This is a genomic window from Carbonatibacter coralli (genome assembly GCF_039592655.1).
GTDB lineage: Bacteria > Pseudomonadota > Alphaproteobacteria > Kiloniellales > Kiloniellaceae > Carbonatibacter > Carbonatibacter coralli.
The window spans coordinates 1035893-1058953 of record NZ_JBBUTJ010000001.1 but is presented as its reverse complement, the minus strand read 5'-3'; the positions used below and the strand labels follow the sequence as shown (position 1 = coordinate 1058953).

The 23061-nt window shown below is 54.3% G+C and carries 21 protein-coding genes and 1 tRNA gene; 13 read left to right on the top strand and 9 right to left on the bottom strand.

The annotated features are described in order from the left end of the window. Positions 1–2: 2 nt before the first annotated feature. The 3 genes from AAAH10_RS04900 (at position 3) to AAAH10_RS04890 (ending at position 5582) form a co-directional block, all read left to right on the top strand. Positions 3–1640, top strand: coding sequence for an aminotransferase-like domain-containing protein (locus AAAH10_RS04900; protein WP_343561099.1), 1638 nt, complete (start codon positions 3–5; stop codon positions 1638–1640). A 375-nt stretch (positions 1641–2015) separates the two neighbouring features. Continuing rightward, positions 2016–3314, top strand: coding sequence for a DcaP family trimeric outer membrane transporter (locus AAAH10_RS04895; RefSeq protein ID WP_343561097.1), 1299 nt, complete (start codon positions 2016–2018; stop codon positions 3312–3314). 198 nt (positions 3315–3512) lie between these two features. Then, positions 3513–5582 carry a methyl-accepting chemotaxis protein gene (locus tag AAAH10_RS04890; protein ID WP_343561095.1) on the top strand — a complete coding sequence of 690 codons (2070 nt, stop codon included), beginning with the start codon at positions 3513–3515 and terminating at the stop codon, positions 5580–5582. 107 nt (positions 5583–5689) lie between these two features. Here the strand turns inward: AAAH10_RS04890 and AAAH10_RS04885 are convergent, their stop codons facing one another. Further along, a complete protein-coding gene (locus AAAH10_RS04885) occupies positions 5690–6067 on the bottom strand; it encodes a hypothetical protein (RefSeq protein ID WP_343561093.1) in 378 nt (125 codons plus the stop codon). A 162-nt stretch (positions 6068–6229) separates the two neighbouring features. Then, a complete protein-coding gene (locus AAAH10_RS04880; RefSeq protein WP_343561091.1) occupies positions 6230–6901 on the bottom strand; it encodes a carbonic anhydrase in 672 nt (223 codons plus the stop codon). A gap of 124 nt (positions 6902–7025) precedes the next feature. Between AAAH10_RS04880 and AAAH10_RS04875 the strand changes: the two genes are divergently transcribed. Then, positions 7026–7514: a CreA family protein gene (locus AAAH10_RS04875; protein ID WP_343561089.1), complete on the top strand. Its 489-nt coding sequence runs from the start codon at positions 7026–7028 to the stop codon at positions 7512–7514. A gap of 6 nt (positions 7515–7520) precedes the next feature. Here AAAH10_RS04875 and AAAH10_RS04870 read toward each other — a convergent pair whose 3' ends face one another. The 4 genes from AAAH10_RS04870 to aroA all read right to left on the bottom strand — a co-directional run bounded on the left by AAAH10_RS04870 (position 7521) and on the right by aroA (position 12659). Further along, the gene (locus tag AAAH10_RS04870; RefSeq protein ID WP_343561086.1) at positions 7521–8690 is read right to left on the bottom strand and encodes a mechanosensitive ion channel family protein; all 1170 of its coding nucleotides are present in this window, start codon (positions 8688–8690) and stop codon (positions 7521–7523) included. A gap of 127 nt (positions 8691–8817) precedes the next feature. After that, entirely contained in the window at positions 8818–10491 is a 1674-nt protein-coding gene (rpsA, locus tag AAAH10_RS04865) for a 30S ribosomal protein S1 (RefSeq protein ID WP_343561084.1), read from the bottom strand. Between the two features lie 145 nt (positions 10492–10636). Then, entirely contained in the window at positions 10637–11293 is a 657-nt protein-coding gene (gene cmk, locus AAAH10_RS04860; RefSeq protein ID WP_343561082.1) for a (d)CMP kinase, read from the bottom strand. 13 nt (positions 11294–11306) lie between these two features. After that, entirely contained in the window at positions 11307–12659 is a 1353-nt protein-coding gene (gene aroA, locus AAAH10_RS04855; protein WP_343561080.1) for a 3-phosphoshikimate 1-carboxyvinyltransferase, read from the bottom strand. A 339-nt stretch (positions 12660–12998) separates the two neighbouring features. On the opposite strand from aroA, the gene AAAH10_RS04850 reads away from it, so the two are divergent. The 4 genes from AAAH10_RS04850 to AAAH10_RS04835 all read left to right on the top strand — a co-directional run bounded on the left by AAAH10_RS04850 (position 12999) and on the right by AAAH10_RS04835 (position 15033). Then, a complete protein-coding gene (locus AAAH10_RS04850) occupies positions 12999–13349 on the top strand; it encodes an FYDLN acid domain-containing protein (protein ID WP_343561078.1) in 351 nt (116 codons plus the stop codon). Between the two features lie 26 nt (positions 13350–13375). Next, positions 13376–14152 (top strand): helix-turn-helix transcriptional regulator, encoded by a 777-nt coding sequence (locus AAAH10_RS04845; protein ID WP_343561076.1) that lies wholly within the window; start codon positions 13376–13378, stop codon positions 14150–14152. 102 nt (positions 14153–14254) lie between these two features. Continuing rightward, the gene (locus AAAH10_RS04840) at positions 14255–14800 is read left to right on the top strand and encodes a YbhB/YbcL family Raf kinase inhibitor-like protein (RefSeq protein WP_343561074.1); all 546 of its coding nucleotides are present in this window, start codon (positions 14255–14257) and stop codon (positions 14798–14800) included. Between the two features lie 157 nt (positions 14801–14957). Next, positions 14958–15033: transfer RNA gene (locus tag AAAH10_RS04835), tRNA-Ala, on the top strand. A gap of 78 nt (positions 15034–15111) precedes the next feature. Here the strand turns inward: AAAH10_RS04835 and AAAH10_RS04830 are convergent. After that, entirely contained in the window at positions 15112–16089 is a 978-nt protein-coding gene (locus AAAH10_RS04830; RefSeq protein WP_343561072.1) for a proline racemase family protein, read from the bottom strand. A gap of 175 nt (positions 16090–16264) precedes the next feature. On the opposite strand from AAAH10_RS04830, the gene AAAH10_RS04825 reads away from it, so the two are divergent. From AAAH10_RS04825 to AAAH10_RS04810, 4 genes are all read left to right on the top strand, one after another. Continuing rightward, positions 16265–17797, top strand: coding sequence for a malonate--CoA ligase (locus tag AAAH10_RS04825; protein ID WP_343561070.1), 1533 nt, complete (start codon positions 16265–16267; stop codon positions 17795–17797). Between the two features lie 178 nt (positions 17798–17975). Further along, complete coding sequence (locus AAAH10_RS04820) at positions 17976–18392, top strand: RidA family protein (RefSeq protein ID WP_343561069.1); 417 nt, start codon at positions 17976–17978, stop codon at positions 18390–18392. 145 nt (positions 18393–18537) lie between these two features. Then, entirely contained in the window at positions 18538–19224 is a 687-nt protein-coding gene (locus tag AAAH10_RS04815; protein ID WP_343561068.1) for a helix-turn-helix transcriptional regulator, read from the top strand. A gap of 138 nt (positions 19225–19362) precedes the next feature. Further along, on the top strand, positions 19363–20097 hold the full coding sequence (locus AAAH10_RS04810; RefSeq protein WP_343561066.1) for an alanyl-tRNA editing protein: 735 nt from the start codon (positions 19363–19365) through the stop codon (positions 20095–20097). A gap of 99 nt (positions 20098–20196) precedes the next feature. On the opposite strand, the gene AAAH10_RS04805 is transcribed toward AAAH10_RS04810, so the two are convergent. Both AAAH10_RS04805 and AAAH10_RS04800 read right to left on the bottom strand, forming a co-directional pair. Then, positions 20197–21732 (bottom strand): alanine/glycine:cation symporter family protein, encoded by a 1536-nt coding sequence (locus AAAH10_RS04805; protein ID WP_343561064.1) that lies wholly within the window; start codon positions 21730–21732, stop codon positions 20197–20199. Positions 21733–21774: 42 nt separating this feature from the next. Next, positions 21775–22209: a universal stress protein gene (locus AAAH10_RS04800; RefSeq protein ID WP_343561062.1), complete on the bottom strand. Its 435-nt coding sequence runs from the start codon at positions 22207–22209 to the stop codon at positions 21775–21777. Positions 22210–22463: 254 nt separating this feature from the next. Here AAAH10_RS04800 and AAAH10_RS04795 point away from each other — a divergent pair, with 254 nt between their 5' ends. Next, complete coding sequence (locus AAAH10_RS04795) at positions 22464–23039, top strand: glutathione peroxidase (protein WP_343561060.1); 576 nt, start codon at positions 22464–22466, stop codon at positions 23037–23039. Positions 23040–23061 lie beyond the last annotated feature (22 nt).

Below are 23061 nucleotides of genomic sequence, written 5' to 3'. Positions count from 1 at the left end.
CTATGGTGCCACTTATGTCTGTGCGTCGTTTGTCTGCCCCTCTTCTGCAGGTTTCCCTGGACAGAGACGGGGCTGTTTCCCTGCAACAGCAGCTCTATGACCAGATCAGGGACCTGATTCTGGGTGGACGCCTTGCGCCCGGTGAACGGCTGTCATCCAGCCGGGAACTTTCCAGAGAGCTGGACTGTTCGCGCAACACGGTACAGGGAGCTTTTGACCAGCTTCTGGCAGAGGGGTATCTGGAAGGGATTCACGGTTCGGGGACCTATGTGTCCTCGACTTTGCCGGAGGATCTGGGGCAGATGGGCGGACTTTCCGGGACGTCCGGGTTTGTGTCCCGCCATGCAGGCCCCCTTTCGTCGGCGCAGGAACAGCCGGTGACAGGGCGAAAGCCGGGGGAAGGTCTTTCAGACCGGGGACGGCTTTTCACATCGTTCGAGAAGAGTCTGGAGCCTTATTTCCCGGCCTTTACAATGGGACCTGACAGTGAGGCCTTTCCCTTTGATCTCTGGGCCAGGGTGATGGCGAAATCCTGGCGGGTTCCGGACCGGGATCTGCTCTACAACCCCGATCCTTGTGGGTATATTCCCCTTCGCAAGGCCATTGCGGATCATCTGCGCATTGCGCGGGGACTGGTCTGCAACTGGCGACAGGTCATGATCACATCCGGTTCGCAGCAGGCTGTGACACTGATGGCGCAGTTCCTCCTCGATCCGGGGGATGAGGTCTGGTTCGAGGACCCCGGTTATCCGGGAATACGCGGACCGCTCCTTGCTTCCGGTGTGACGCCGGTCCACGTGCCGGTGGATGAGGAAGGACTTTCGGTGAAAATCGGGCGAGAGAAGGCCCTGAATGCGCGCATGGCTGTTGTGGCGCCCTCTCATCAGTATCCCCTGGGAACGGTGATGTCCCTGACGCGTCGTCTCGAACTGCTGGACTGGGCGGAGGAACAGGGCAGCTGGATTTTCGAGGATGATTATGACAGCGAGTTCCGCTACACCGGAAAGCCCCTGTCGTCCCTGCAGGGACTGGAGGCGGAAAGGCGGGCGCAAAGCCTTGGCGCAAAACGCTTCAGGGACAGCGAGGACCTTGCCAATCAGCTCAAGGCAGGGGGGCGTGTGATTTATCTGGGAAGCTTTACCAAGGCGCTTTTTCCGGCCATTCGCCTGGGATATGTTGTCGTACCGGATGATCTGGTCGATATGGTTGCAAAGGCCCGGGTCTCTGTCGAGGACAGAACATCCCTGGTGGCGCAGCCTGCGCTGGCCCGCTTTATGGCGGAGGGACATTTTGCGGCCCACATCCGTCGCATGCGCAGAATCTACGGACAAAAGCAGAAAACCCTGATTGAATCGCTGCAACGCCACTGTCGCGATTATCTGGAAATCCGTCCTGACGAGGTTGGCCTGCATCTGGTCTGTGATTTCAAGCCCTCGCTGAAAAAGTCGGGTTTGCGGGATACGGAGCTTGCAGCCAGAGCAAATTCCTTTGATCTGTCTTTGCGGCCGCTGTCCGTTTTCTACGAGGAAATCAAGCCGGTCCGGCAGGGTTTGTTGCTGGGCTATGGCAGCTGCCCGGAAAAGATTATTGATCAGTCTGTTCAGAGGCTCAAAAGTCTTATTGAAACAGTCGGGCAATAATATTTCGAATCTTGATTTAGTTTCGGTTTATTATTTTTAATGTGCTCGCATTTTGTTAAAAAAACTGTGAATTAATAAGCATGTAATTTTGTTGTTTTTAGTATTATTCATTTAAAAAGTCTCTTTTTATTTATGTCTTTGTGTTCTTTTTGTGAAAAATTTTCATTTTAAGATGCGATAACGTAATTTTGTACTTTTGGTGTGCGTATAAAAAATCATAAATTATTTTGTATTTATTTAAATTGATTTCATTCGCTTAAACATCCTTTCATCTCGCTGCAGGAAAAAAACACGCAATTCAAGTCCTGCATTGCAATAAAAACAGACGAGGCGAAAGAGATGAAGTCCCGGTTTCTTCAAAACACAGTATCAGTGATGGCACTGACGTCCCTTTTGGGCGTTGGCGCAACAACAGCGGCCCATGCTGCAACAGATCAGGAAGTCAATGCGCTCAAGGAACAACTGCGCGTGCTGTCCGAACGCTTGCAGGATCTGGAGTCAAAACAGGCCAAGACAGAAGAAAAGGTTGAGGACACGCGTGAGCGCGCTGTCCTTGCCAGTGGTAAAAGTCCGGGAAGCTTTATTATTCCCGGTACAAATACGGAGTTCACAATCGGTGGCTATGTGAAGGCTGATTTCATCTACGATCTGGATCAGCCCCAGGGTGATATCATTCTGCCGGAATTTCTGGATGTGAATCCGGATGATGAAGATGGTGAATTCCGCGCGCATGCCCGCCAGACCCGCATCAATATCGGAACCTCAACCCCGACAGAGCTGGGGGATCTGAAGACCTTTGTGGAAGGTGACTTCTTTGGCGGCAATGGCACATCAAGCCAGCCAGAGTCCTTTTCCAACAGTTTTGAGTTCCGTCTGCGTCACGCCTATGCAGAGATTGGCAATCTCCTGGTGGGTCAGACCTGGACGAACTTCATGCCGCTGACGTCCTATCCTGCGACTGTGGATTTTGAAGGTCCTGCGGGGATTCCGTTCATTCGTCAGGCCCAGGTGCGATATTCGCATGATGTGGATGACAATCTCCGGCTTTCTGCCTCCCTTGAAAACTCGGAGCTAAGTGGCAGGAATGCAGCCGGAAACGCGATCGGAAATGACAATGATGCCTCCGGCATTCAGGCCAGTATTGACCGTATTCCCGACATTACAGGTGCTGTCGAGTACAACGATGACTGGGGGCAGGTGAGGCTCGCAGGTGTCGGGCGCCTGCTGACGAGCCCGAACGACAGTGATGACGAGTTCGCCTATGGCGTGAACATCAGCGGTATCTATTCTGCGTGGGAAGGCGGCAATATCCTTGGCTCCTTCACATACGGTGACGGCGTTGGCCGTTATATTATCAACGGCTTTGGTCAGGATGCTTTCCTTGATGCCAATGGCAATCTTGAAACCATTGAGTCCTATGGCGTCGTGGCGGGTGTCAATCACCAGTTCACGGATGAAATCCTTGGCCAGGTTGTCTATGGCCGTTCGGAGTTCCTTGATACCTTTGCCGATACAGATGTCGAGAGCGTCAACACGGTTCACACTTCTGTTTTCTGGACACCCCTTGATCGGGTGACCTTCGGTGGCGAAGTGATCTACTTTGACCGGGAAAACCAGAACGGTGCAGATGTGGATGCTGTTCGTCTGCAGACCTCTGTGCAAGTGAACTTCTAGATCTGTTACAGGCAGATCATATGGTTTCTTTTTTGAAACCAATCCAGAGAGTCCTTACCTTGCAGCCCGGTGTTCCGGGCTGCTTTTCTTTGAATGGTTGCAAATAATTTCACTTCTGTTTCAGTGTTAAACAATCCTCAATCCTCTGGCGTTAAGGTCTTGTCCGAACAAGACAACAAGGCAGCAAGAGAGGTTTCAATGAGTGGGTTTAACAGTCTGAGATTCCGTCTAATCGGCCTGAACTCGATTATCGTGATCCTGGGTTTTGTCGTTATTATCGCATTTTCCTACATCAACCAGAGGCAGCATGATGAGGCAGAAACAGAAAAGCTGTTTCGCTCACTCGCTGATCACTATGCGCAGTCTGTAAAGGTGGACATTCAGGAAGCCCTTGTTACGGCACGGGGCATGGCTTTTGCCATCGAGGGTCTGGTCCACAGCGGTGAAACGGACCGCCAGCCCTTCGGGCAAATTCTGGAAAACACAGTCCGGCGCAATCCTGTTTATGTTGGTGCCGGTGCGGGGCTCCTCCCGAATGCAGTGGGCAGCGACAGTGATTCTGTCGGCCGGAAGTATCACGATGACAAGGGCGGTTTTGTCCCTTACGCCTATATGGATGGTTCTTCCGTGACATGGGAGCCTCTGGTTGTCGGACCTGAAGCCGGTTCGGAACAGTGGTTCGAACAACCGATTGCCAACAATCGGGAGGTGATCACCGATCCCTATCTGTATCCGGTCAATGGCGTCGATGTGCTCATGACCACAGCTTCTGTTCCCTTCACCAATGCCTCCGGCAAGGCCATCGGTGTGGCAACAGTCGATATGGCCCTGAAGGATCTGCAAACAAAGCTGTCTGAAATCCGCTTTGTTGAACAGGGGTCCATTTCCCTGATCACGGATGGGGGAATGTGGGTGTCCCACCCGGATGACAGCAAGCTGGGTGTTGTTGATGCGGGGGAAGATGTCGGGAAAATTGTTGGTTCGATCAAAAGCGGCGAAAGCTTTGTCGATGTCGTCGAGATTGAGGGCCAGGAGCCTCTTCTGCGTTCGATCGTTCCGGTTTCCTTTGGTCAGGCCGAGGCCCGCTGGGGCATTGTCGTGTCCGCACCTCTTTCTGTGGTCACGGCCAACGCAAATGAAGCCCGCACCAACATGATTCTGGTATCCGCGCTGGTGATTGCCGTTCTGATGCTTTTCAATGCCTATCTGGGGATTGGCACCACACGCGCCATCAATCAGATTTCCTCTGCCGTGCGCGGTCTTGCCAGTGGCGAGGTCAATGTTGAGGTGGCTGGCAAGGATCGCAAGGATGAACTGGGTGTTATGGCCCACGATGTGGAGGTTCTGCGTGAACATGCTATCGAAAAGCAGCAGCTCGAGCAGCAACAGGAACAGGAGCGCGAGCAGGCTGCACGGGATCGCAAGGAGATACTGGATCGCATTGCGGACAATTTCCAGCAGGGTGTCAGTGGTCTGATCACGGATGTGGAGGCCTCGGTCGAGAGCATCAAGCACTTTGCTGAAAATCTCCAGCACACAGCGGGGCAGACCCAGAATACAGCCAGTCAGGCGACATCTGCGTCGAACTCTGTCAATGATTCAGCACAGGCTGTGGCCTCGGCTGCGGAACAGCTCGCGTCCTCTGTCAGCGAGATTTCCCAGCAGGTGGGGCAGGGAGCCCAGATTGCGTCCAGCGCGGTTGGCGAGGCTGAACGTTCTTCAACCAATGTCAATGCACTGGCCCAGTCGGCTGAACGCATCAGCGAGGTGGTCAAGCTGATCTCCGATATTGCCGAGCAGACAAACCTGCTGGCGCTCAATGCAACGATTGAGGCCGCAAGGGCCGGTGAGGCCGGTCGCGGCTTTGCCGTTGTTGCAAACGAGGTGAAATCCCTTGCAACCCAGACTTCCAATGCCACGGAGGAAATCGGGCAGCAGGTGGTCGAGATTCAGGAGGAAACCAGGAATGCGGTTGATTCCATTCAGGAAATCTCGACTGTGATCTCCAGAATGGACGAGATCTCGACCGTGATTGCCGGAGCTGTGGAAGAGCAGGGGGCTGCAACGCAGGATATCTCCAGCAAGATCCAGATTGTTGCGGCAGGTCTGGGTGATATCCAGACCAATATCTCCGATGTTGACAATGCTTCGGTCGAGAGCACATCGGCAGCGCAGTCCGTCGCCGATACGCTCAACGAGCTGGATCAGAAGGTTCGTGCCTTGAGTGACGAGGCCACGCGGATGGTCGGTGATATCCGGAGCGCCTGACAGGGGCGCTCCACTCCGGAAACCGGAACAGGAAAAGGGCGTCCCTGATCATATCGGGACGTCCTTTGTTTTGTTCTGCAGAATCTCTTGTGCCTGTTGTTCTGTTTCTAGAGGAACAGTGAAACCAGCAGGGAGAGCGCAACGCCGGGAATGCAGAGAATGATCCCGGTCAGAAGATAGGCCAGGCTGGTGGCCATCTGGCCTTCATCCTCAAGACGCTCCAGAGTGCGGCGCTCGCGGCCGATCAGAAAGATCAGATAGAAGCGCCTGCGTGCGAAAAAAGGCAGGGAGCGGCGGATTTCAACAATGTGGGATGCCATGCCACGATCACCGAACATGGTGCGTATGGCGGCACGCTGTTCCTTGTTGAAGCTCTGCGCGACGTCTGGTGAAATGCGTCTGAAGTAGTGTTTCAGAAAGCCTTCGGCTGCCTTCTGTTTTGTGGTCTCTCCCCGACAGGAAGGATGGTGATCCGCGACTGTCATTGTTTTTCCCCAAGCATTCAGCCCTGCGTTGAGGCGCAGAGCCTGTAATTTTCATTCACTCCGTTTCTGTCGCTTTTTTCCGGCGTTTCAAAAAACGACTCTGCGACTTGAATGAAAAATTATCCACAAGGAAGCTTGAAGAAGTGTTAATTCCGAATCAGATCAGTCCTTTACAGGCAGATCGGCCAGATAGACAAAGGCATCCCTGTCGGAATCATAGCGGCAGAGCTGTCCATTGGTGAAATCAAAATGCCAGCCGTGCACCTGCAGGGTTCCGTCTTTCTCCCGTTTTTGGACACAGGGGAAGCTGCGCAGGTTTTTCATGGAGTTGACCACGGAGAGCTGTTCCACACGCTCCTGCAGGACGGCACCTTCATGTCCCTCTTCAAGCGCCTGCTGGCATGGCCCCTTTGCCATGGAAATCCATTTGTGGATAAAGGCACTGTCCTTCTTCTCGTCCATCGCACCCGCAATCAGGGCCTGAATGCCGCCGCAGTGTGAGTGCCCCATGACAATCACATGGGGAACGTTAAGCGCTTCGACGGCATATTCGACAGCAGCAGATGTGCCGTGATACTGACTGTCAACCTCATAGGGAGGCACCAGATTGGCCACATTGCGGACCATGAAAAGGTCGCCCGGACCTGTGGAGAGAAAGGCGGAAGGTTCAACCCTTGAATCGCAACAGGAGATCACGAGGGCCTTGGGGCTCTGGCCTTCCCTCGCCAGATTGTCCAGCAGGGGCTTGTCTTCCGGGTAGCGGAAATCCTTGTAGTCGCGGTAGCCTTTGAGCAGATCTTGAAGTGACATCTGCAGGTCAACAGTCTTTGGCATGTTCTTGCTGCATCCTCTTTGCGGGATAGTTTGTTTTTCTTTTCTCTTGCGCTTTGCTTGCGCAGGGCACAGCTATACTGCAAATTGCCGACTCTGGCGAGAAAACAGTTTGAAGGATCAAGCCATGCAGAAGACGATTGTCCCGTCTCCCCTCTCTTTTGTCAAAGCAGCAACCCTCGTTGTGCTGACAGCTTTTCTGGGGATTTTCAGTGCAAGGGCCGAGGTTATTGGCGAAGTCAGTACTGTTTTCAAGTTTCTCGGACCTGACCACAAGATCGTCATTGAGGCCTTTGATGATCCAAAGGTCAAGGGCGTGACCTGTCATCTGTCCCGTGCGCAGACAGGTGGTATTTCCGGTGCTCTGGGGCTTGCGGAAGACACTGCGGATGCCTCGATTGCCTGCCGTCAGGTCGGACCGATCGAGATTCTCGAGGAGTTTGATGAAGGCGAGGAGGTCTTTACCAAACGGACCTCCCTGATTTTCAAATCGATGCAGGTTGTCCGCTTTCTGGATGAAGAGCGCAATGTCCTGATCTATCTGGTCTACAGCGACAAGCTGATTGAGGGCAGCCCCAAGAACTCGATCTCCAGTGTTCCGATCCGCCCCTGGTAGAAGCCATCAGTCTCCGTCGCTGATCAGAAAGTCGGGAACCTCGGGCGCGCCGACCTGTTTGCCGATGGCGATTTGCTGGGGCGGAAGGCTGGCAACGTGGAGCGTGGATGTCGGGAAGGCAAAGCCGGTTCCTGCGCCCTCGACGATTTCCTTCAGCTTGAGTGCCAGATCCTGCTTGATTTCCATCCAGCGGCCCCAGTTGGTTGTCTTGGTGAAGCAATAGACCATGATATCGATGGATGAGCTGTTGAAGCTGTCTATGTTGATCAGGGTGGTTGTCACAGCGGGATCGGTTTCGTAGTCGCTGGAGCCTTCGATGTAATCGCGAATCTCGTGAACGATCTGCTGCAGCTGTGCGGATGTTGTTCCGTATTCGACCCCGATCATCCAGTAGATCCGGCGGTTGGTCATCTTGGAGAAGTTGATGACAGCACTGTCTGAAAGCTTGGCGTTGGGGACATAGACGGGGGCCTTGTCAAAACGCCGGATGCGGGTCGAGCGAAAGCCGATGTCCTCGACTGTTCCCTCGACAAGTCCGTCGATCATGATCCAGTCTCCGAGGCTGTAACGCTTTTCGGCAATGATCAGGATACCGGCAATCAGGTTTTTGAAAAGGTCCTGTGCTCCCAGTGCGACGGCGACACCGAACAGACCGAAACCGGCGATAATGGCGCCGACATTGATTCCCCAGATTTCCAGAATGGCAGCGCTTCCCAGCATGAAAATCAGCAGTTTTGCGGCCTTGACCAGCCACTCGATCATGATGGAGGACAGCAGTTCCTCCAGTCTGTTCAGCAGGGTTGCCATGGGCGAGACAAGCTTGAACAGGGCAAAGAAAAGGGTATAGGCCAGCAGGGAGCGCAGCAGATTTTCGCCAAAGGTTTCTGCATCCCCGCTCAGTTTCAGGTACTCCAGCAGGAAAAAGACACCCAGCGTGATGGGAACCATGCGCAAGGGGCCATCCAGTGCATTGAGGGCTTCGTCATCCAGTGTTGTTCTGGTGCGTTTGGTGATGGAATGCAGTCTGCGAATAACGATGCGGGCAAAGGCACGGCGGATCATCAGGATAACCATGAAGACAAGCAGCGCGATACCGAGGCGGCCAATGTCGATGCCAAAGGCTCCCGTGTTCCAGACATCAAGCACGAGATTCCAGTATTGCTGCAGACTTTCCATGATCTTTCCTGATGAGTGTTGGACTAATCTTCGGACGGGAAACAGTAAGAAAAGGTTTTATTCTTTTTACACAAAGAAAAAGGGCCTGCAAATGCAGGCCCTTCGAAAACTGAAAAAGATCAGTTGATTAGTTTTTCGCGTTGCGCAGAGCTTCACCCAGGATGTCACCGAGGCTCGCACCGGCATCAGCAGAACCGAATTCAGCCATTGCCTGCTTCTCTTCTGCCGCTTCAAACTGCTTGATGGACAGGGAGATGCGACGTGTGCGGCTGTCGATGGAAGTGATGCGGGCATCGATCTTCTCGCCAACAGCAAAGCGGTCAGTGCGCTGGTCAGCACGGTCACGCGCCAGTTCGTTGCGACGGATGGAGCCAACAGCGCCTTCGTCACCGATCTGAACGTCGATACCGCCTTCGTTGATCGCTGTTACAGTACAGGTCACAACGTCACCTTTCTTCAGGCCTTCGGAAGCACCGGCGAACGGATCTTCGCTCAGTTGCTTGATGCCCAGGGAAATGCGCTCTTTGTCAACGTCAACGTCGAGAACCTTCACCTTCACGCTGTCGCCCTTGTTGTAGGACTTGACAGCTTCCTCACCGGATTGCTCCCAATCCAGATCGGACAGGTGAACCATGCCGTCGATGTCGCCAGGCAGGCCAACGAACAGACCGAATTCGGTGATGTTCTTGATTTCGCCTTCCAGCTCGGCACCGGCAGGGTGGTTCGCCTGGAATGCATCCCAAGGGTTGGAAGAACACTGCTTCAGACCCAGAGAGATACGGCGCTTGGACTCATCAACGTCCAGAACCATAACTTCAACTTCCTGGCTGGTGGAAACGATCTTGCCAGGGTGGATGTTTTTCTTGGTCCAGGACATTTCGGACACGTGAACCAGACCTTCGATGCCTGGCTCCAGCTCAACAAACGCACCGTAGTCGGTGATGTTGGTAACGCGACCAACCAGTTTGCCGTTCATTGGGTACTTGGCAGAAACGCCTTCCCACGGATCGGTTTCGAGCTGCTTCATGCCCAGGGAGATACGCTGGGTTTCGTTGTTGAAGCGGATCACCTGAACGTCGACCTGCTGACCGATGGTCAGGGCTTCGCTTGGGTGGTTGATACGCTTCCAGGAGATGTCGGTGACGTGCAGCAGGCCGTCAACGCCGCCGAGGTCAACGAACGCACCGTAGTCGGTGATGTTCTTGACAACACCCTGCAGAACCTGACCTTCGGTGAGGTTTGCAACCAGTTCGGAACGCTGTTCAGCGCGTGTTTCTTCCAGAACGGCACGGCGGGATACAACGATGTTGCCGCGTGCACGGTCCATTTTCAGGATCTGGAATGGCTGTGCATTGCCCATCAGGGGTGCAACGTCACGAACCGGACGGATGTCAACCTGGGAGCCTGGCAGGAACGCAACAGCGCCGGACAGATCAACAGTGAAGCCACCCTTGACGCGGCCGAAGATAACGCCGTTAACGCGTTCGCCGTCGTTGAAGGATTTCTCCAGTTGGGTCCAGGCTTCTTCGCGCTTCGCTTTTTCACGGGACAGAACGACTTCGCCGTTCTTGTTTTCCATGCGCTCGAGGTAAACCTCAACTTCGTCGCCCACTTTCAGTTCAGGAGCTTCACCGGAAACAGTGAACTCTTTCAGTGGAACGCGACCTTCGGATTTCAGACCAACGTCGATGGTTGCAGCATCGCTGTCCAGAGCAACGATTGTACCACGCAGTACGTTGCCTTCCAGGCGGTCTGTTTGTCCGAGGGATTCAGCGAGGAGATCAGCAAAATTCTCAGTCATGAGAAAAGAATTCCAATATTGTAAAGACAGGCCAACCGATGATCGACACGATACGATCGGTGGACTTCCTGCCGGATGTTCAGTGAGGTGATTTCCGACAGGCCGGGGTTTATATTCAGATGTGGCAGGAGATCCTGATCAGGTCTCAGATCCTCTGTTCCAGACCAGTCCGGTCCGAAATGATCTGCGCGGCCTGGCCGAAGACAGTTTCGATATCCAGCGCACTGGTGTCCAGTGTGACGGCATCTTCTGCTGCTTTCAAAGGTGCGGTTGCCCGTGAAGAATCACGTTTGTCCCGCGCCTGAAGGTCCTCAAGCACACGCGCGTATATAGCCTCTTCTCCTTTTGCGAGCAACTCTTTATAGCGCCGTTCTGCGCGGACTTCATCGCTTGCAGTGATAAAAAGCTTCACGTCGGCATCGGGGCAGATCACGGTTCCGATGTCGCGGCCATCCAGAACGGCACCCACCTTTTCTGCAGGTGCTTGATTCGCAAAGCTTCTTTGGAATTCAAGCAGGGCTGCGCGAACATCCTGGTTTGCAGCAACGATGGATGTGGCCTGTGAAACGGCCTCTGTGCGCAAATCCGTGCGCTCGAGATCTTCCGGGGAAAGACTCCGGGCAGAAGCCAGAGCCGCTGCGGAGTCGTTCGGGTCGCCACCTTCTGCGAGCAGGCGCGCAGCGGTTGCCCGGTAGATGGCTCCCGTGTCCAGATAGGCCAGCCCGAAGCTGTCAGCCAGACGGCGTGCGAGTGTGCCCTTGCCCGCAGCAGCAGGGCCGTCAATTGCAATGACCACAGACATGGTTTCTGTCTCCTCAGACGATCTCTGTACCCAGATTGTTCATCAGCGTTGCAAAGCCGGGGAAGCTGGTGTTGATGGCGGCGGCATCCTTTACGGTCACCGGCGTTTCAGCCGCGGTTCCCATGACGAGGAAACTCATGGCAATGCGGTGGTCCAGGTGGGTTTCGACAACACCGCCACCGGCGGGTTTGTTGTTGTCGCCGACGCCGTGGACGATCAGGAAATCGTCACCCTCTTCAATTTCAACACCGTTGGCTTTCAGGCCTGCTGCCACAGCGGCAAGGCGGTCACTTTCCTTGACACGCAGCTCGCCGACGCCCTGCATGACGGTCTTGCCGCTGGCGAAGGCTGCAGCAATGGCAAGGATCGGATATTCGTCAATCATGGACGGCGCGCGTTCTGCAGGAACGTCGATACCCTTGAGATTGGAGCCGCGGACAATGAGGTCGGCGACGGGTTCGCCCGCTTCAATACGCTCGTTTTCCAGTGTGATATCGGCACCCATTTCCTTCAGCGTGATGTAGAGGCCGTTGCGGTGCGGGTTCATGCCGATGGCCGGCAGACGCAGTTCGGAACCCGGGTTGATCAGCGCAGCGACCGTCGGGAAGGCCGCCGAGGAGGGGTCGGCGGGAACAATAACGTCGGCAGCCTTGAGTTCCGGCTGGCCGACAACTGTGATTTCCCGGCCCTCGTCGGTGTCTTTTACGCGCACTTCGGCGCCGAAGTGGGTCAGCATCTTTTCGGTGTGATCGCGGGTGTGTTCCGTTTCGATCACGGTTGTCTCGCCGGGTGTGTTCAGGCCTGCAAGGAGGATACAGGATTTCACCTGTGCAGAGGCAACCGGCAGTTTGTAGCGAACGGGCAGGGGCTTGTCCGTGCCCTGAACCATCAGCGGCAGGCGCTGTCCGGAGCGGCAGTGAACGGTGACACCCATTTCCGCCAGCGGATTGGCGACACGGCCCATCGGGCGCTTGCGCAAGGAGGCATCACCGGTCATGACAGAAGTGATCGGGTGGCTGCCAAGGATCCCCATCAGCAGGCGTGCCGAAGTGCCGGAGTTGCCCATGTCGAGCACATCTTCCGGCTCCTGCAGGGCACCGAGACCGCGGCCTGTCACATGCCAGACACCGTCGTCGTCCCGCGTGATGTCTGCACCCAGCTGGTGCATGGCACCGGCTGTGCTCAGAACATCTTCGCCTTCCAGCATTCCGTGAACCTTCGTCGTTCCCAGTGCCAGGGCTCCGAACATCAGGGAGCGGTGAGAGATGGACTTGTCACCGGGAACCTTGACCTCTCCCTTGAGAGGGCGGCCGGATGGTGTGGAACGCAGTGTGGACGGAGCCGAGGAATCGTGGCTGTGAGACATTCTGGTGAGCCTTTGTAACAAAGGGAAAGGGAATTGAACCTGTTTTAGAGCAAAAGCGTGAATGTGAAAAGTGTACAGTCCACATGAAAGTGAACTTGGGGTTTTTCTGCCCTTTTCCGGGTATTCCTTGAAGATAAGCGATTGCTTTGTCAGCAAAATTCAATTTGTCCTTTGACAGTGCGGATCTGAAAAGGAAGGGGCTGGAATCTTTTGCAATGATTTTCTGATTGCATTGAAAAGGTAAAATGCTGAATGATTCAGCTGTGGCCACCTGGATGTAAAAGATTTGACGTAGCAACAGACACCATTTTCAGCCTTGGGAGAGGGAGAAAACGCGTCATGTCAAAACCTGAATGGGGAAGCAAGCATCACTGCGAGCAATGCGGTGCCAAGTTCTATGATTTTCTGAAATTTCCTGTCGTCTGTCCGAAGTGTGATACCGAGGCTGATGTTTCGGTTGCCCATCTTGAGGAACTGGTTGTTCAGGATATGCTCAAAAACGGGGAAATCAGGCTGGAGGACCCTGTTGAAACGCCTGAGACCGAAGCGGCTGAGGGCGAGCAGAAGCTGGACGATTTTCCGAATGATGAAGAGCTGGATCATATTGATGACGGACCGGAGCTGGAGATTTCCGAGGACGAGTTCGGTGAGGCTCTGGAATCCGCGCATGAACATGAAGAGGCCTATTGAGGGCTGTACTGTAACCGGATGTTATCGTGATTGATTTTTCTGTAATCCGGCAATCCCGCTCGACTCTTTTCAACAGAATTTACATTCAGCACCCCAGCTTCTTTTTGATTCAAAAGGGCGAAAAGTCTGTCGGACTGGACCGAAAGGCGCTGGTTCAGGCCCGAACAGGTGATATTTTCTGGGTGGCTCCCGGACATTTCTACACGATCCGCAACACCGTCAGTGAGGAGGAGGGCTATCAGGCATTGGCCTGCAGCCTTTCGCATGATTTTGTCGGGCGTTTCCTGAATCAGTATCAGGGTGATTCTTCCGGTGATGCCACGCATCAGGGGCGAGAAAAAATTGGCGTCTGCAGAGCTTCTTCGGGTTTTCTGGAGGCACTTGACCGCACCCGGCATAAGGATTTTTCCCACCTGCCTGATAAACTGAGATTTCATCAATCCGCTGAATTGCTGTTGTGGCTCAAAGAAGCAGGACTCGATGTCGAGCTGCTGGCACAGGAGAGCCTCACACGCCGGATTTACAGGCATGTTGCGCGAGAGCCGGAAAAACCCTGGAGGACAGCCGATTTTGTCGAGCTGCTTGGAATGAGTGAGGCGACCCTGCGGCGCAGGCTGAGACAGGAAGGAACATCCCTGAAGCGCGTGGTGACCGATGTGCGGCTGGATCGTGCATTGCTGCTTTTGCAGAGCACTGCAGAGACCGTTGCGGGGATTGCCTATGCCTGCGGTTTTTCCAGTGCCTCCCACCTGACGACAGCATTTAAAACACGTTTCGATCTTTTGCCGCGGGAAATACGTTGATGTTGGAGCAAAATGATCGTTTTTTGATTCTTTTTGATTGATCGCTGATATCCGCTCTCCTGTCGTCATGGCATTGATTGCACTCCAGAAAAGGAGTTTGCCATGAGTCTTTTGAAATCTGTTGTTTCCCTTCCCCTCCTGCTGTCAGTTTCCTCTGCCCTTGCCGGGCCCTTTACGCTCAGCAGTCCTGACATTGCCGAAGGCGAGATCATGCCGCTTGAGATGGAATTCAGCGGTTTTGGCTGTGAGGGTGGTAATCTCTCCCCCGCTCTCAGCTGGAGCGGAGCGCCAAAGGGAACAAAAAGCTATGCCCTGACGGTTTATGATCCCGATGCGCCGACCGGTTCCGGCTGGTGGCACTGGTTTGTGGCCGGTATTCCTGCCGATGTTCACGCCCTTGAGAAGGGCACGCGCGCCGAAACGCTGCCATCCGGTGCCTTTCAGCTTCAGAATGATTATGGAGGCCGCGATTTCGGCGGAGCCTGTCCGCCAGAGGGAGAAATGCATCGTTATCAGTTCACGGTTCATGCACTGGATGTCGAGGCACTTCCTATCAATGAAAACGTCAGTTCGGCCCTGGCGGGTTTCATGGTTGGAGCCCATACACTGGACAGTGCTGCGATCACGGCAGTCTATGTCAGGAAATAGGTGCAGGGGCAGGGGGTTGACCGGAACTCCTGCCCGAATCAAACCGGGATCGGACCCGGATGAAAGTTGTTGTTGTGGCGCACTATTTTTTGCTTGCCAAAAGAAAATGAACTGCCTATCTTCCGGCTGTCGCGGATCAAAGCGATCCACAGCGAATGGGGCCGTAGCTCAGTTGGGAGAGCGCTACAATGGCATTGTAGAGGTCAGGGGTTCGATTCCCCTCGGCTCCACCATTCCAAAAAGCCTTTGCTCTGCAAGGGCTTTTGTCGTTTCTGGACTATTTTTCCTTCTTGTGTCCCAGAGCGGCCAGTTTATCCGGAATGATAAAACAGATGTCTGGAAACGATCTCTACCTTCGAGGTTACCGTTGCCTTTCTGTCAGAGATTTGACAGTTAAATGCGCCGCCGGGAGCTTCCACGGTGAGACTCCTTCCCCTTTCTGTCAGGCCGCGTCTTTCGCAGACAAGCTGTGCGGCAAGAGCTCCTGTTCCTCCTGCGGAATTTGCGACCTCTCCCTTGTCTGAAACCCACAGAACCCGAATGCTTTCGGGCGTGATGTTTCTTATGATCATGACAAGGTAGCGCTCGAAATCACTCTGCACTCCGAATTCTGTGACGGGATAGCGTGCGCAGGCCTGGGCGCTTAACTCTGTTATGGCCTGGCTGAATTGCTCAGAAGACGGTGACAGGCCCAGTTCTGATTCGGCGATGACCAGATAGGGAAGGCCCGAATGAACCAGTGCCGGAGTCACAGTTTGACCATCCGGTAGAACCAGCTCGACGCCGGGAGCAAGCATCTCGGGTTGCTGTGTTGCCCAGCTTGCCGAAGCAACCAGGCCATTTTCCAGAACCAGATCAACCTGTTCAAGGCCCCGGGCTGTTTCCAGAATCACAGTGTTACAACTGTTTTCCGGGTTACAACTGTTTTCCGATGCTGTTTTGTCTCCTGTCCTTGCCAGCTTTCCCTCATCAGCCAGAACAGTGGCTGCTGCCATCAGGGCTGTTCCGGCCAGGGGAGCATAGGCAAACTGTGAGGCCAGAAACAGGGTGCCATCCGTACCGTCCCCTGATGGAGGGTAAAGCAGGCAGGAATTGATCATTGCATTGCCATTGGGTGCTGTGTTCAGGAATGTACGAAAAGCCTCGTGTTCTGCTCTGAGTTCGAACAGGGCCTCTTCTGCATTCTGTGCTTTCAGTTCGGGCAGGCCGGAGTGCACGACACGGAGGACGTCACCGGCGAGCATGACATCGGCCGCAAGAACTTCTTTTTTAGGCGAAGGGGTTGGCATTTTCAGGGCTGTGTCCTGTTTTTCGGGAGGCGAGAGCAGCGGGAAAGAAGCTTTTCGCGTTTTGAAAACTTCTCCTCGCAAAGAGCGATCCGGATCTTCAGGACCCATGGCAGATCACTCAGACTGTTTTTGCTTTTGAGTTTCAGGGTTATACAATACCCGGAAATTCACTTGAATGGCAGGCAAGCTTGTGACCAACCCCCTCTATGACAGCCTTTTTGCGATCCATGCTGACAGGACAACGCCGTTTTTGCATTTGCAGGATGGCCGGATTCTGACACATCGGGATTTTCTCGCCCTGTCTGCGCGGATGGCTCGGGTCATGGTTCAAATAGGTCTCCGGCCCGGGGATCGCGTTGCTGTGCAGGTCGACAAATCCCCGGAAGCGCTCGCTCTCTATGCGGCCTGTGTACAGGCCGGTCTGGTGTTTCTGCCCTTGAACACGGCCTACACCGTTGAGGAGCTGAGCTATTTTATCGAAAACAGCGGGGCCAGCCTGGTTGTCTGTTCCCCGACCCGTGAAGACGCTCTGTTGTCCGTTGCAAAAAGACTGGAGGCACGGCTGGAAACCCTGGATGGGGAGGGCGGGGGAAGCCTGATGGCGCTGGCGCAGGAAATGCCGGCTTTCTTTGAGACGGTTTCGCGCGACGGAGAGGATCTGGCTGCACTGCTTTATACATCCGGGACGACGGGCCGGTCCAAGGGGGCCATGCTGACCCAGAACAATCTGCTGTCAAATGCCCAAACCCTTGTCGAAGAATGGCGCTTTACCGATCGGGACGTCCTGCTTCATGCCTTGCCGATTTTCCACACGCACGGTCTTTTTGTGGCAACCAATGTTGCACTGGCTGCCGGGGGCAGCATGATTTTCATGACAGGGTTTGATCAGGACGGGATTATTGCCAGCCTGCCGCAGGCAACAGCCATGATGGGGGTTCCGACCTTTTACACGCGTCTGCTGGATGATGAACGCTTCACACGGGAACTGACGGCGCACATGCGGCTGTTCGTGTCCGGTTCGGCTCCGCTGCTGGCAGAGACCCATGTCCGCTTTGAAGAACGCACCGGGCACAGAATTCTCGAACGCTACGGGATGACGGAAACCAACATGAACAGCTCCAATCCCTATGACGGAGACAGGCGCGCCGGGTCTGTAGGCTTTCCGCTCCCCGGTGTGGAGATCAGGATCACGGACCCGGACAGAGGTGAAGAGCTGGACGCGGGAGATGTCGGCCAGATTGAAGTTCGCGGCCCCAATGTTTTCAAAGGCTACTGGCAGATGCCGGACAAGACGGCTGCTGAATTGAGAGAGAACGGCTTTTTCATCACAGGGGATCTGGGCCGGATGGATGAGGAGGGATATCTCTATATCGTCGGGCGCAACAAGGACCTGATCATTTCCGGGGGCTACAATATCTATCCCAAGGAGATTGAACTGATTCTGGATGAGCAACCCGGTGTTCTGGAAAGTGCGGTGATCGGTGTGCCCCATCCCGATTTCGGGGAAACGGTTCTGGGGATTATCATTCCCGAAAACGGCCAGACCCCTGATCTGGAAAGAATCAGGGAGGCTGTTAGGCTTTCCCTGGCGCGCTTCAAGCATCCGCGTGATTTGATCCTTCTGGAGGAGTTGCCGCGCAACACAATGGGCAAGGTCCAGAAGAATGTTCTGAGAGAACAGTACAAAGACCTGTTCCTGGCGACCTGATCCCTGCTGTTCGGCAAACCGTTCAGAGACGTTTCTGACACGATGAGGCTGCAGTTTCTGTAGCCTCTTTTTTGTTGTGCTGTCTGCTCGGTGACTGGAGGCATGCGGAGGCGGGTCTCCTCTCACTCTCTTCTCACCACGCTGAGAGGAGCTCTGTGTTTTACAGGAGGCTCCAATCATGAACGAGGATGTTAAAACCATGAAGAGAACTGCTGTAAACCCCTGGCCGTGGTCCCTGAATTACGGCTACAACCAGGCTGAAATCATCGACAGGTCCGCTCGCTGTCTGGTGTGTTCCGGGCAAACGTCTGTGGATGGGGAGGGAAATCCGCAGCATGCAGGTGACATGCGCAATCAGATTGCACTGTCGCTCGACAATCTTGAAACTGTCCTGAATGCTGCGGAGATGACCTTTTCAAATGTTATCCGCCTGAGCCTTTACACCACGGATGTTGATGATGCCATGAAGCACCTTGATCTTCTGGGATCGCGCTTCGGGAGATTCGGGGTGACGCCGCCGATGACCCTTCTGGGGGTTACGCGGCTTGCGTTGCCACCGCTGATGTTTGAAATCGAAGCCACTGCAGCGGATTAGAATATCCTTTGAAGGGCTTTGCAGAAACTCCGGGTTCCTGTGCCGGAAGGTCAATCCGGAGTTGCCTTCGCTCCTGATATCACTGTGAACAGCAGATGCGGTGATGTAGGCTTTTGATGTGGAAACCGGATTGAGTGGACGGGCGATGAGACGGGCAGAAAGATTGTTCAGACTGGTCAATGAAATGCGAACCCGGGGTGTCAGCCGCGCCAGTGAGCTCGCCGGTCATTTCGAGGTCAGCGTCAGCACAATCTATCGCGACATTGCGCATCTTCAGGCCTCGGGCCTCCCGATAGAGGGGGAGGCCGGTATCGGCTATCTGCTGAGACCGGGGTTTGATCTGCCCAATGTTGCCTTTACACATGACCAGATTGATGCTCTGGCAATTGGTCTTTCCTTTGTCGAAAGGACGGGGGATCCTGTTCTGGTGTCAGCCGCGCGCGAGGCCCGTGCGAAGATTCAGGCCGGTATGCCGGAACCGGAAGAACGCAGGCTTGCAGATGCACCGTTTTTCAGTCTTCAGAACAAGCACAATGCCTCTGCCCATGTTGCCCTGATCCGCAGTGCCATTCGCCGGAAAAGAATTGTCGGATTTGACTATCGGGACAGCGCTGATAACCCGACGGAGCGCCGGGTGTGTCCTCTGGTTGTCTGGGACCTGACGGATGGCTGGATGTTTTCAGCCTGGTGTGAACTGCGACAGGATTTTCGCACTTTCCGTTTTGATCGCATGGAGAACCTTGTGCTGACTGAAGAGGTTTTCACGGAAGACGAGACAAGGGGGCTGCGTGCCTTTATGGAGCGGGAGAGCTGTGAGGGACACCGAAGCTGACACTGGAGCCGGCTTTTTGAGGTTGTTTGTCATGTAGCAGTTGAGCTTTCCGGAGTGATCTGTTCTTCTTTGTGTCCTGTCCCTGCTCAAGGGCAGGATGAACAACAAAAAGCAACAAAGGCTCAACAGGGAAAAGTCATGACAGACAAGCTGTTTCTTGAAGATGCCTTCTGTCAGGAGACAGAGGCCAGGGTTCTCTCAGTGACACCGGAGGGTGGTCTGATTCTGGATCAGACCATCTTTTACGCTGCCAGTGGCGGGCAGCCCGGAGACCGGGGATCGATCCGACGTGCATCCGGAGAGGTGGTGGCGGTGCAGGACACACGCTTTGATTCTGCGCAAAAGGAAACGGTTGTTCACGACGTTGCGGAGGCTCAAACAGCCTTTGAGGTGGGCGAAACCCTTGTTCTTTCGCTTGAGTGGGAGCGGCGTGAAAAACTGATGCGCATGCACACGGCACTGCATCTGCTGTGTTCGCTGATTCCCCATCCGGTGACAGGTGGCTCCATCGGGGAAGAGGAAAGCCGGCTTGATTTCGACATGCCTGAGAACCCTGACAAAAAAGAGCTGTCAGACAGTCTGATGGCTCTGGTTGAAGGGGATTATCCTGTTTCCTCCCGCTGGGTTGAGGAACGTGAGCTGGATGCCAATCCCGATCTGGTCAGGACCATGTCTGTCAGTCCGCCTCGCGGGCAGGGACGGGTGCGTCTGGTGGAGATCGGAGAGGACGGCGCCGTTGATCGTCAGCCTTGCGGCGGCACCCATGTTGCTTCAACCGGCAGTATCGGGGCCATTCATGTGGGCAAGATCGAGAAAAAGGGCAAACAGAACCGCCGTATTCGTGTTCGTTTTGGCAGTTTCCCGATCGGTTAGGCTGATTCAGGAAAGCTGCGCCCCATACCCATCAAAAAAGCCCCGGAGAGTGTTTCCCCGGGGCTTTTTTCATTCAGTGTGTTTTGCAGAAAATGCCGATCAGGTTTCTTCCGCCATGCTGTCGGAGCCGGACTGGTTGTGTTTCCGGATCTCTCCTGACTTGATGCGGGCGAGATAGTCGTTCATCTCGCGCTTGACCACTGGTGCCAGGAAATAGAGTGCCAGAATGTTCGGTACACAGATCAGGAAGACAAGGGCGTCCGAAATGTCGAGGATTGGTCCCAGCTGTACCATGCAGCCCAGGGCAACAAAGGCACAGAAGATAACCTTGTAAAGTGTCTGGGAGCCTTCCCCGAAAAGATAGGTCCAGCCCTTCAGGCCATAGTAGGACCATGAAATCATGGTCGAGAAGGCAAAAAGCAGGGCCGCAATCGCCAGGGGAAGCGGGAACCAGCTGAACTGGCGTTCAAAGGCTGCGGATGTCATGGCAACACCTGTTGCGCCCCCTGCGAAGTTCGGATCGGCAACCTGTGATGTGCCGATCACAAGTGCTGTGATGGTACAGATGACAATCGTGTCGATGAACGGTTCCAGCAGGGAAACATAGCCCTCGGTGACCGGCTCGTTGGTTTTCACGGCCGAGTGGGCAATGGAGGCGGAACCGATCCCGGCCTCGTTGGAGAAAACAGCGCGCTGAAAACCGATGATCAGGGCCCCGAGAGCACCCCCAGTGACACCCTCTGCAGAGAAGGCACCAACAAAGATGTTGCTGATGGCTTCAGGGATGTAGGAGGCATTGAGCAGAATCACGATAATGGCAAAGGTGCAGTAGAGCACCGCCATGAAGGGGACGATTTTCTCTGTGACAGAAGCGATGGACTTGATGCCGCCGACGATCACCAGAAAGACCAGGCCGGCAAGGGCCAGACCCACGAGCCATCCCAGACCATCCAGTGCGCCACCTGCAACAGTGTTGAGCTGAACGTAGGCCTGATTGGACTGGAACATGTTCCCGATACCCAGTGCGCCGATGAAGATGCCGACGGCATAGAAAGTCCCCATGAACTTGCCGAGGCCTTCGCGGCCCTGTGCTGCAAGACCGTTGCGCATGTAGTACATCGGGCCACCGGAGACCGAGCCATCAGGATTTTCCTGACGGTATTTGACCCCGAGGGCACACTCGACAAACTTGGTCGACATGCCCAGGAACCCGGCCAGAATCATCCAGAAGGTTGCACCTGCGCCGCCAACGGTAACCGCAACAGCAACACCGCCGATGTTACCGATGCCGACTGTACCGGAAACCGCAGTTGCGAGGGCCTGGAAATGGGATACTTCACCGGAATCCTTGGGGTTTGCATAGTCACCGCGAACCAGTTCGATGGCGTGCTTGAAGCCACGCAGGTTCACAAAGCCCATATAGAGGGTGAAGAAAACGGCACCGACGACCAGCCAGAGAACGACCAGGGGCAGTTGTGCGCCGAAAAGCGGGATCTTGAAGAAGACAACCTGTCCGATAAAGGAGGCGATGGGGGCTGTCAGTTCGTTGATTGTTTCATCAATCCCGGCTGCATGTGCAGACGAGCTTGAAAGCCATGCTCCAAGCATAGCCAGCATAGAAGCGATCGTTTTCACGGAGAATCTCCCTGTCAGGATATCTTTTGATTTATTATTCGATTATGGAACGATCAGAACCGGAACAGAGCTGATCTGTACAAGCTTTGATGATGTACTGCCAAACATGAGCGTCTTGAGATTGGTTTCTCCGCTACGCCCGGCAATGATCTGTGCAACATTGTGCTGTTCTGCCAGTTGAGCGAGAGTTTCTGCTCCGCGACCGTGCTGGATTTCAATCTCGACTTCCAGGCCGGCCTGTCTGACTTCCTCTGCCAGGGGGACAAGCACGATGTCTCTGGCACGGATGATTTCCTCTTCCCTGCGTTTTGTCCGTTCCGCCAGTTCATCCGGCGTGTGGAAACTGTAGGGGGACCAGTCAATCACGTGTGTCAGAATCAGTTTTGCACTTGAGGCTTTGGCACGCTCAACAGCATGTTGCAATGCTCTTTTGCTGCCGTCACTGTTGTCTACAGCAACGAGATACGAGTTGTTCATTGTTTTTCCTCTGCTTCCCTATTTTATTCAGTGGTCTTCAGGATAAATAACAGTCGGAAACCACATTTTTCTTCACCTTTACTGGTGATTTTTTATTCTGTAACGGAATCGCAACATATTCTTCAGTGGAATACAAACATTTTCTTGAATAATTCAGGGGTGGAGCCTTGGTTCGGAAAAACTGGCTCTTTGCCTGTTTGATCCAAAGGCCATAAAAAAGACTATAAGAAACAGAAGATTGAAAGGAATAAACGGTGAAGTATCTCTGGTCTCTTCTCTGCTCTGTTTCCCTCTTTGGCTCTGCTCTGGCAAACGGGCAGAACCAGACAGACAAAAAAACAGCCCATGATTTTGTTTTTGAATCCATAGACGGAGGGGAGCTTCCTCTTTCCAGCTTCAGGGGGCAGACCGTTCTTGTGGTCAACACGGCATCCTTTTGCGGTTTCACCGGTCAGTATGAAGCGCTGCAAAGTCTGTGGGATCAGTACAGGGAGGCCGGCCTTGTGGTCCTGGGGGTTCCCTCGAATGACTTTGGAAAACAGGAACCGGGCAGCAATGAGGAAATTCGCCAGTTTTGCACCTACAATTACAACATCAATTTCCCGATGACCCAAAAGGTCAGTGTCAGGGGCGAACAGGCTCATCCCTTTTATCAATGGGTGTCGTCCCAGGTTGGCGTTCAGGGACAGGTTCGCTGGAACTTCTACAAGTATCTCATTGCACCGGATGGGCAACTGGTGGACTGGTTTTCCTCCATGACACCGCCGCTGTCCCCAAAAATTGTCCGTGCTCTTGAAGCGCAGCTGCCTCATACAGCCCCTGCCCATTGATACAGCGCATTGTTTCCCCGGT

What these genes read in the sequence shown, in the direction of transcription:
- AAAH10_RS04820 (WP_343561069.1), top strand. Translation starts at nt 17,976, where the DNA reads ATGAACGAGGATGTTAAAACCATGAAGAGAACTGCTGTAAACCCCTGG.
- AAAH10_RS04850 (WP_343561078.1), top strand. Translation starts at nt 12,999, where the DNA reads ATGTCAAAACCTGAATGGGGAAGCAAGCATCACTGCGAGCAATGCGGT.
- AAAH10_RS04815 (WP_343561068.1), top strand. Translation starts at nt 18,538, where the DNA reads ATGAGACGGGCAGAAAGATTGTTCAGACTGGTCAATGAAATGCGAACC.
- AAAH10_RS04830 (WP_343561072.1), bottom strand. Translation starts at nt 16,089, where the DNA reads ATGCCAACCCCTTCGCCTAAAAAAGAAGTTCTTGCGGCCGATGTCATG.
- AAAH10_RS04875 (WP_343561089.1), top strand. Translation starts at nt 7,026, where the DNA reads ATGCAGAAGACGATTGTCCCGTCTCCCCTCTCTTTTGTCAAAGCAGCA.
- cmk (WP_343561082.1), bottom strand. Translation starts at nt 11,293, where the DNA reads ATGTCTGTGGTCATTGCAATTGACGGCCCTGCTGCTGCGGGCAAGGGC.
- AAAH10_RS04870 (WP_343561086.1), bottom strand. Translation starts at nt 8,690, where the DNA reads ATGGAAAGTCTGCAGCAATACTGGAATCTCGTGCTTGATGTCTGGAAC.
- AAAH10_RS04895 (WP_343561097.1), top strand. Translation starts at nt 2,016, where the DNA reads ATGGCACTGACGTCCCTTTTGGGCGTTGGCGCAACAACAGCGGCCCAT.
- rpsA (WP_343561084.1), bottom strand. Translation starts at nt 10,491, where the DNA reads ATGACTGAGAATTTTGCTGATCTCCTCGCTGAATCCCTCGGACAAACA.
- AAAH10_RS04840 (WP_343561074.1), top strand. Translation starts at nt 14,255, where the DNA reads ATGAGTCTTTTGAAATCTGTTGTTTCCCTTCCCCTCCTGCTGTCAGTT.
- aroA (WP_343561080.1), bottom strand. Translation starts at nt 12,659, where the DNA reads ATGTCTCACAGCCACGATTCCTCGGCTCCGTCCACACTGCGTTCCACA.
- AAAH10_RS04800 (WP_343561062.1), bottom strand. Translation starts at nt 22,209, where the DNA reads ATGAACAACTCGTATCTCGTTGCTGTAGACAACAGTGACGGCAGCAAA.
- AAAH10_RS04825 (WP_343561070.1), top strand. Translation starts at nt 16,265, where the DNA reads ATGGCAGGCAAGCTTGTGACCAACCCCCTCTATGACAGCCTTTTTGCG.
- AAAH10_RS04810 (WP_343561066.1), top strand. Translation starts at nt 19,363, where the DNA reads ATGACAGACAAGCTGTTTCTTGAAGATGCCTTCTGTCAGGAGACAGAG.
- AAAH10_RS04885 (WP_343561093.1), bottom strand. Translation starts at nt 6,067, where the DNA reads ATGACAGTCGCGGATCACCATCCTTCCTGTCGGGGAGAGACCACAAAA.
- AAAH10_RS04890 (WP_343561095.1), top strand. Translation starts at nt 3,513, where the DNA reads ATGAGTGGGTTTAACAGTCTGAGATTCCGTCTAATCGGCCTGAACTCG.
- AAAH10_RS04880 (WP_343561091.1), bottom strand. Translation starts at nt 6,901, where the DNA reads ATGCCAAAGACTGTTGACCTGCAGATGTCACTTCAAGATCTGCTCAAA.
- AAAH10_RS04900 (WP_343561099.1), top strand. Translation starts at nt 3, where the DNA reads ATGGTGCCACTTATGTCTGTGCGTCGTTTGTCTGCCCCTCTTCTGCAG.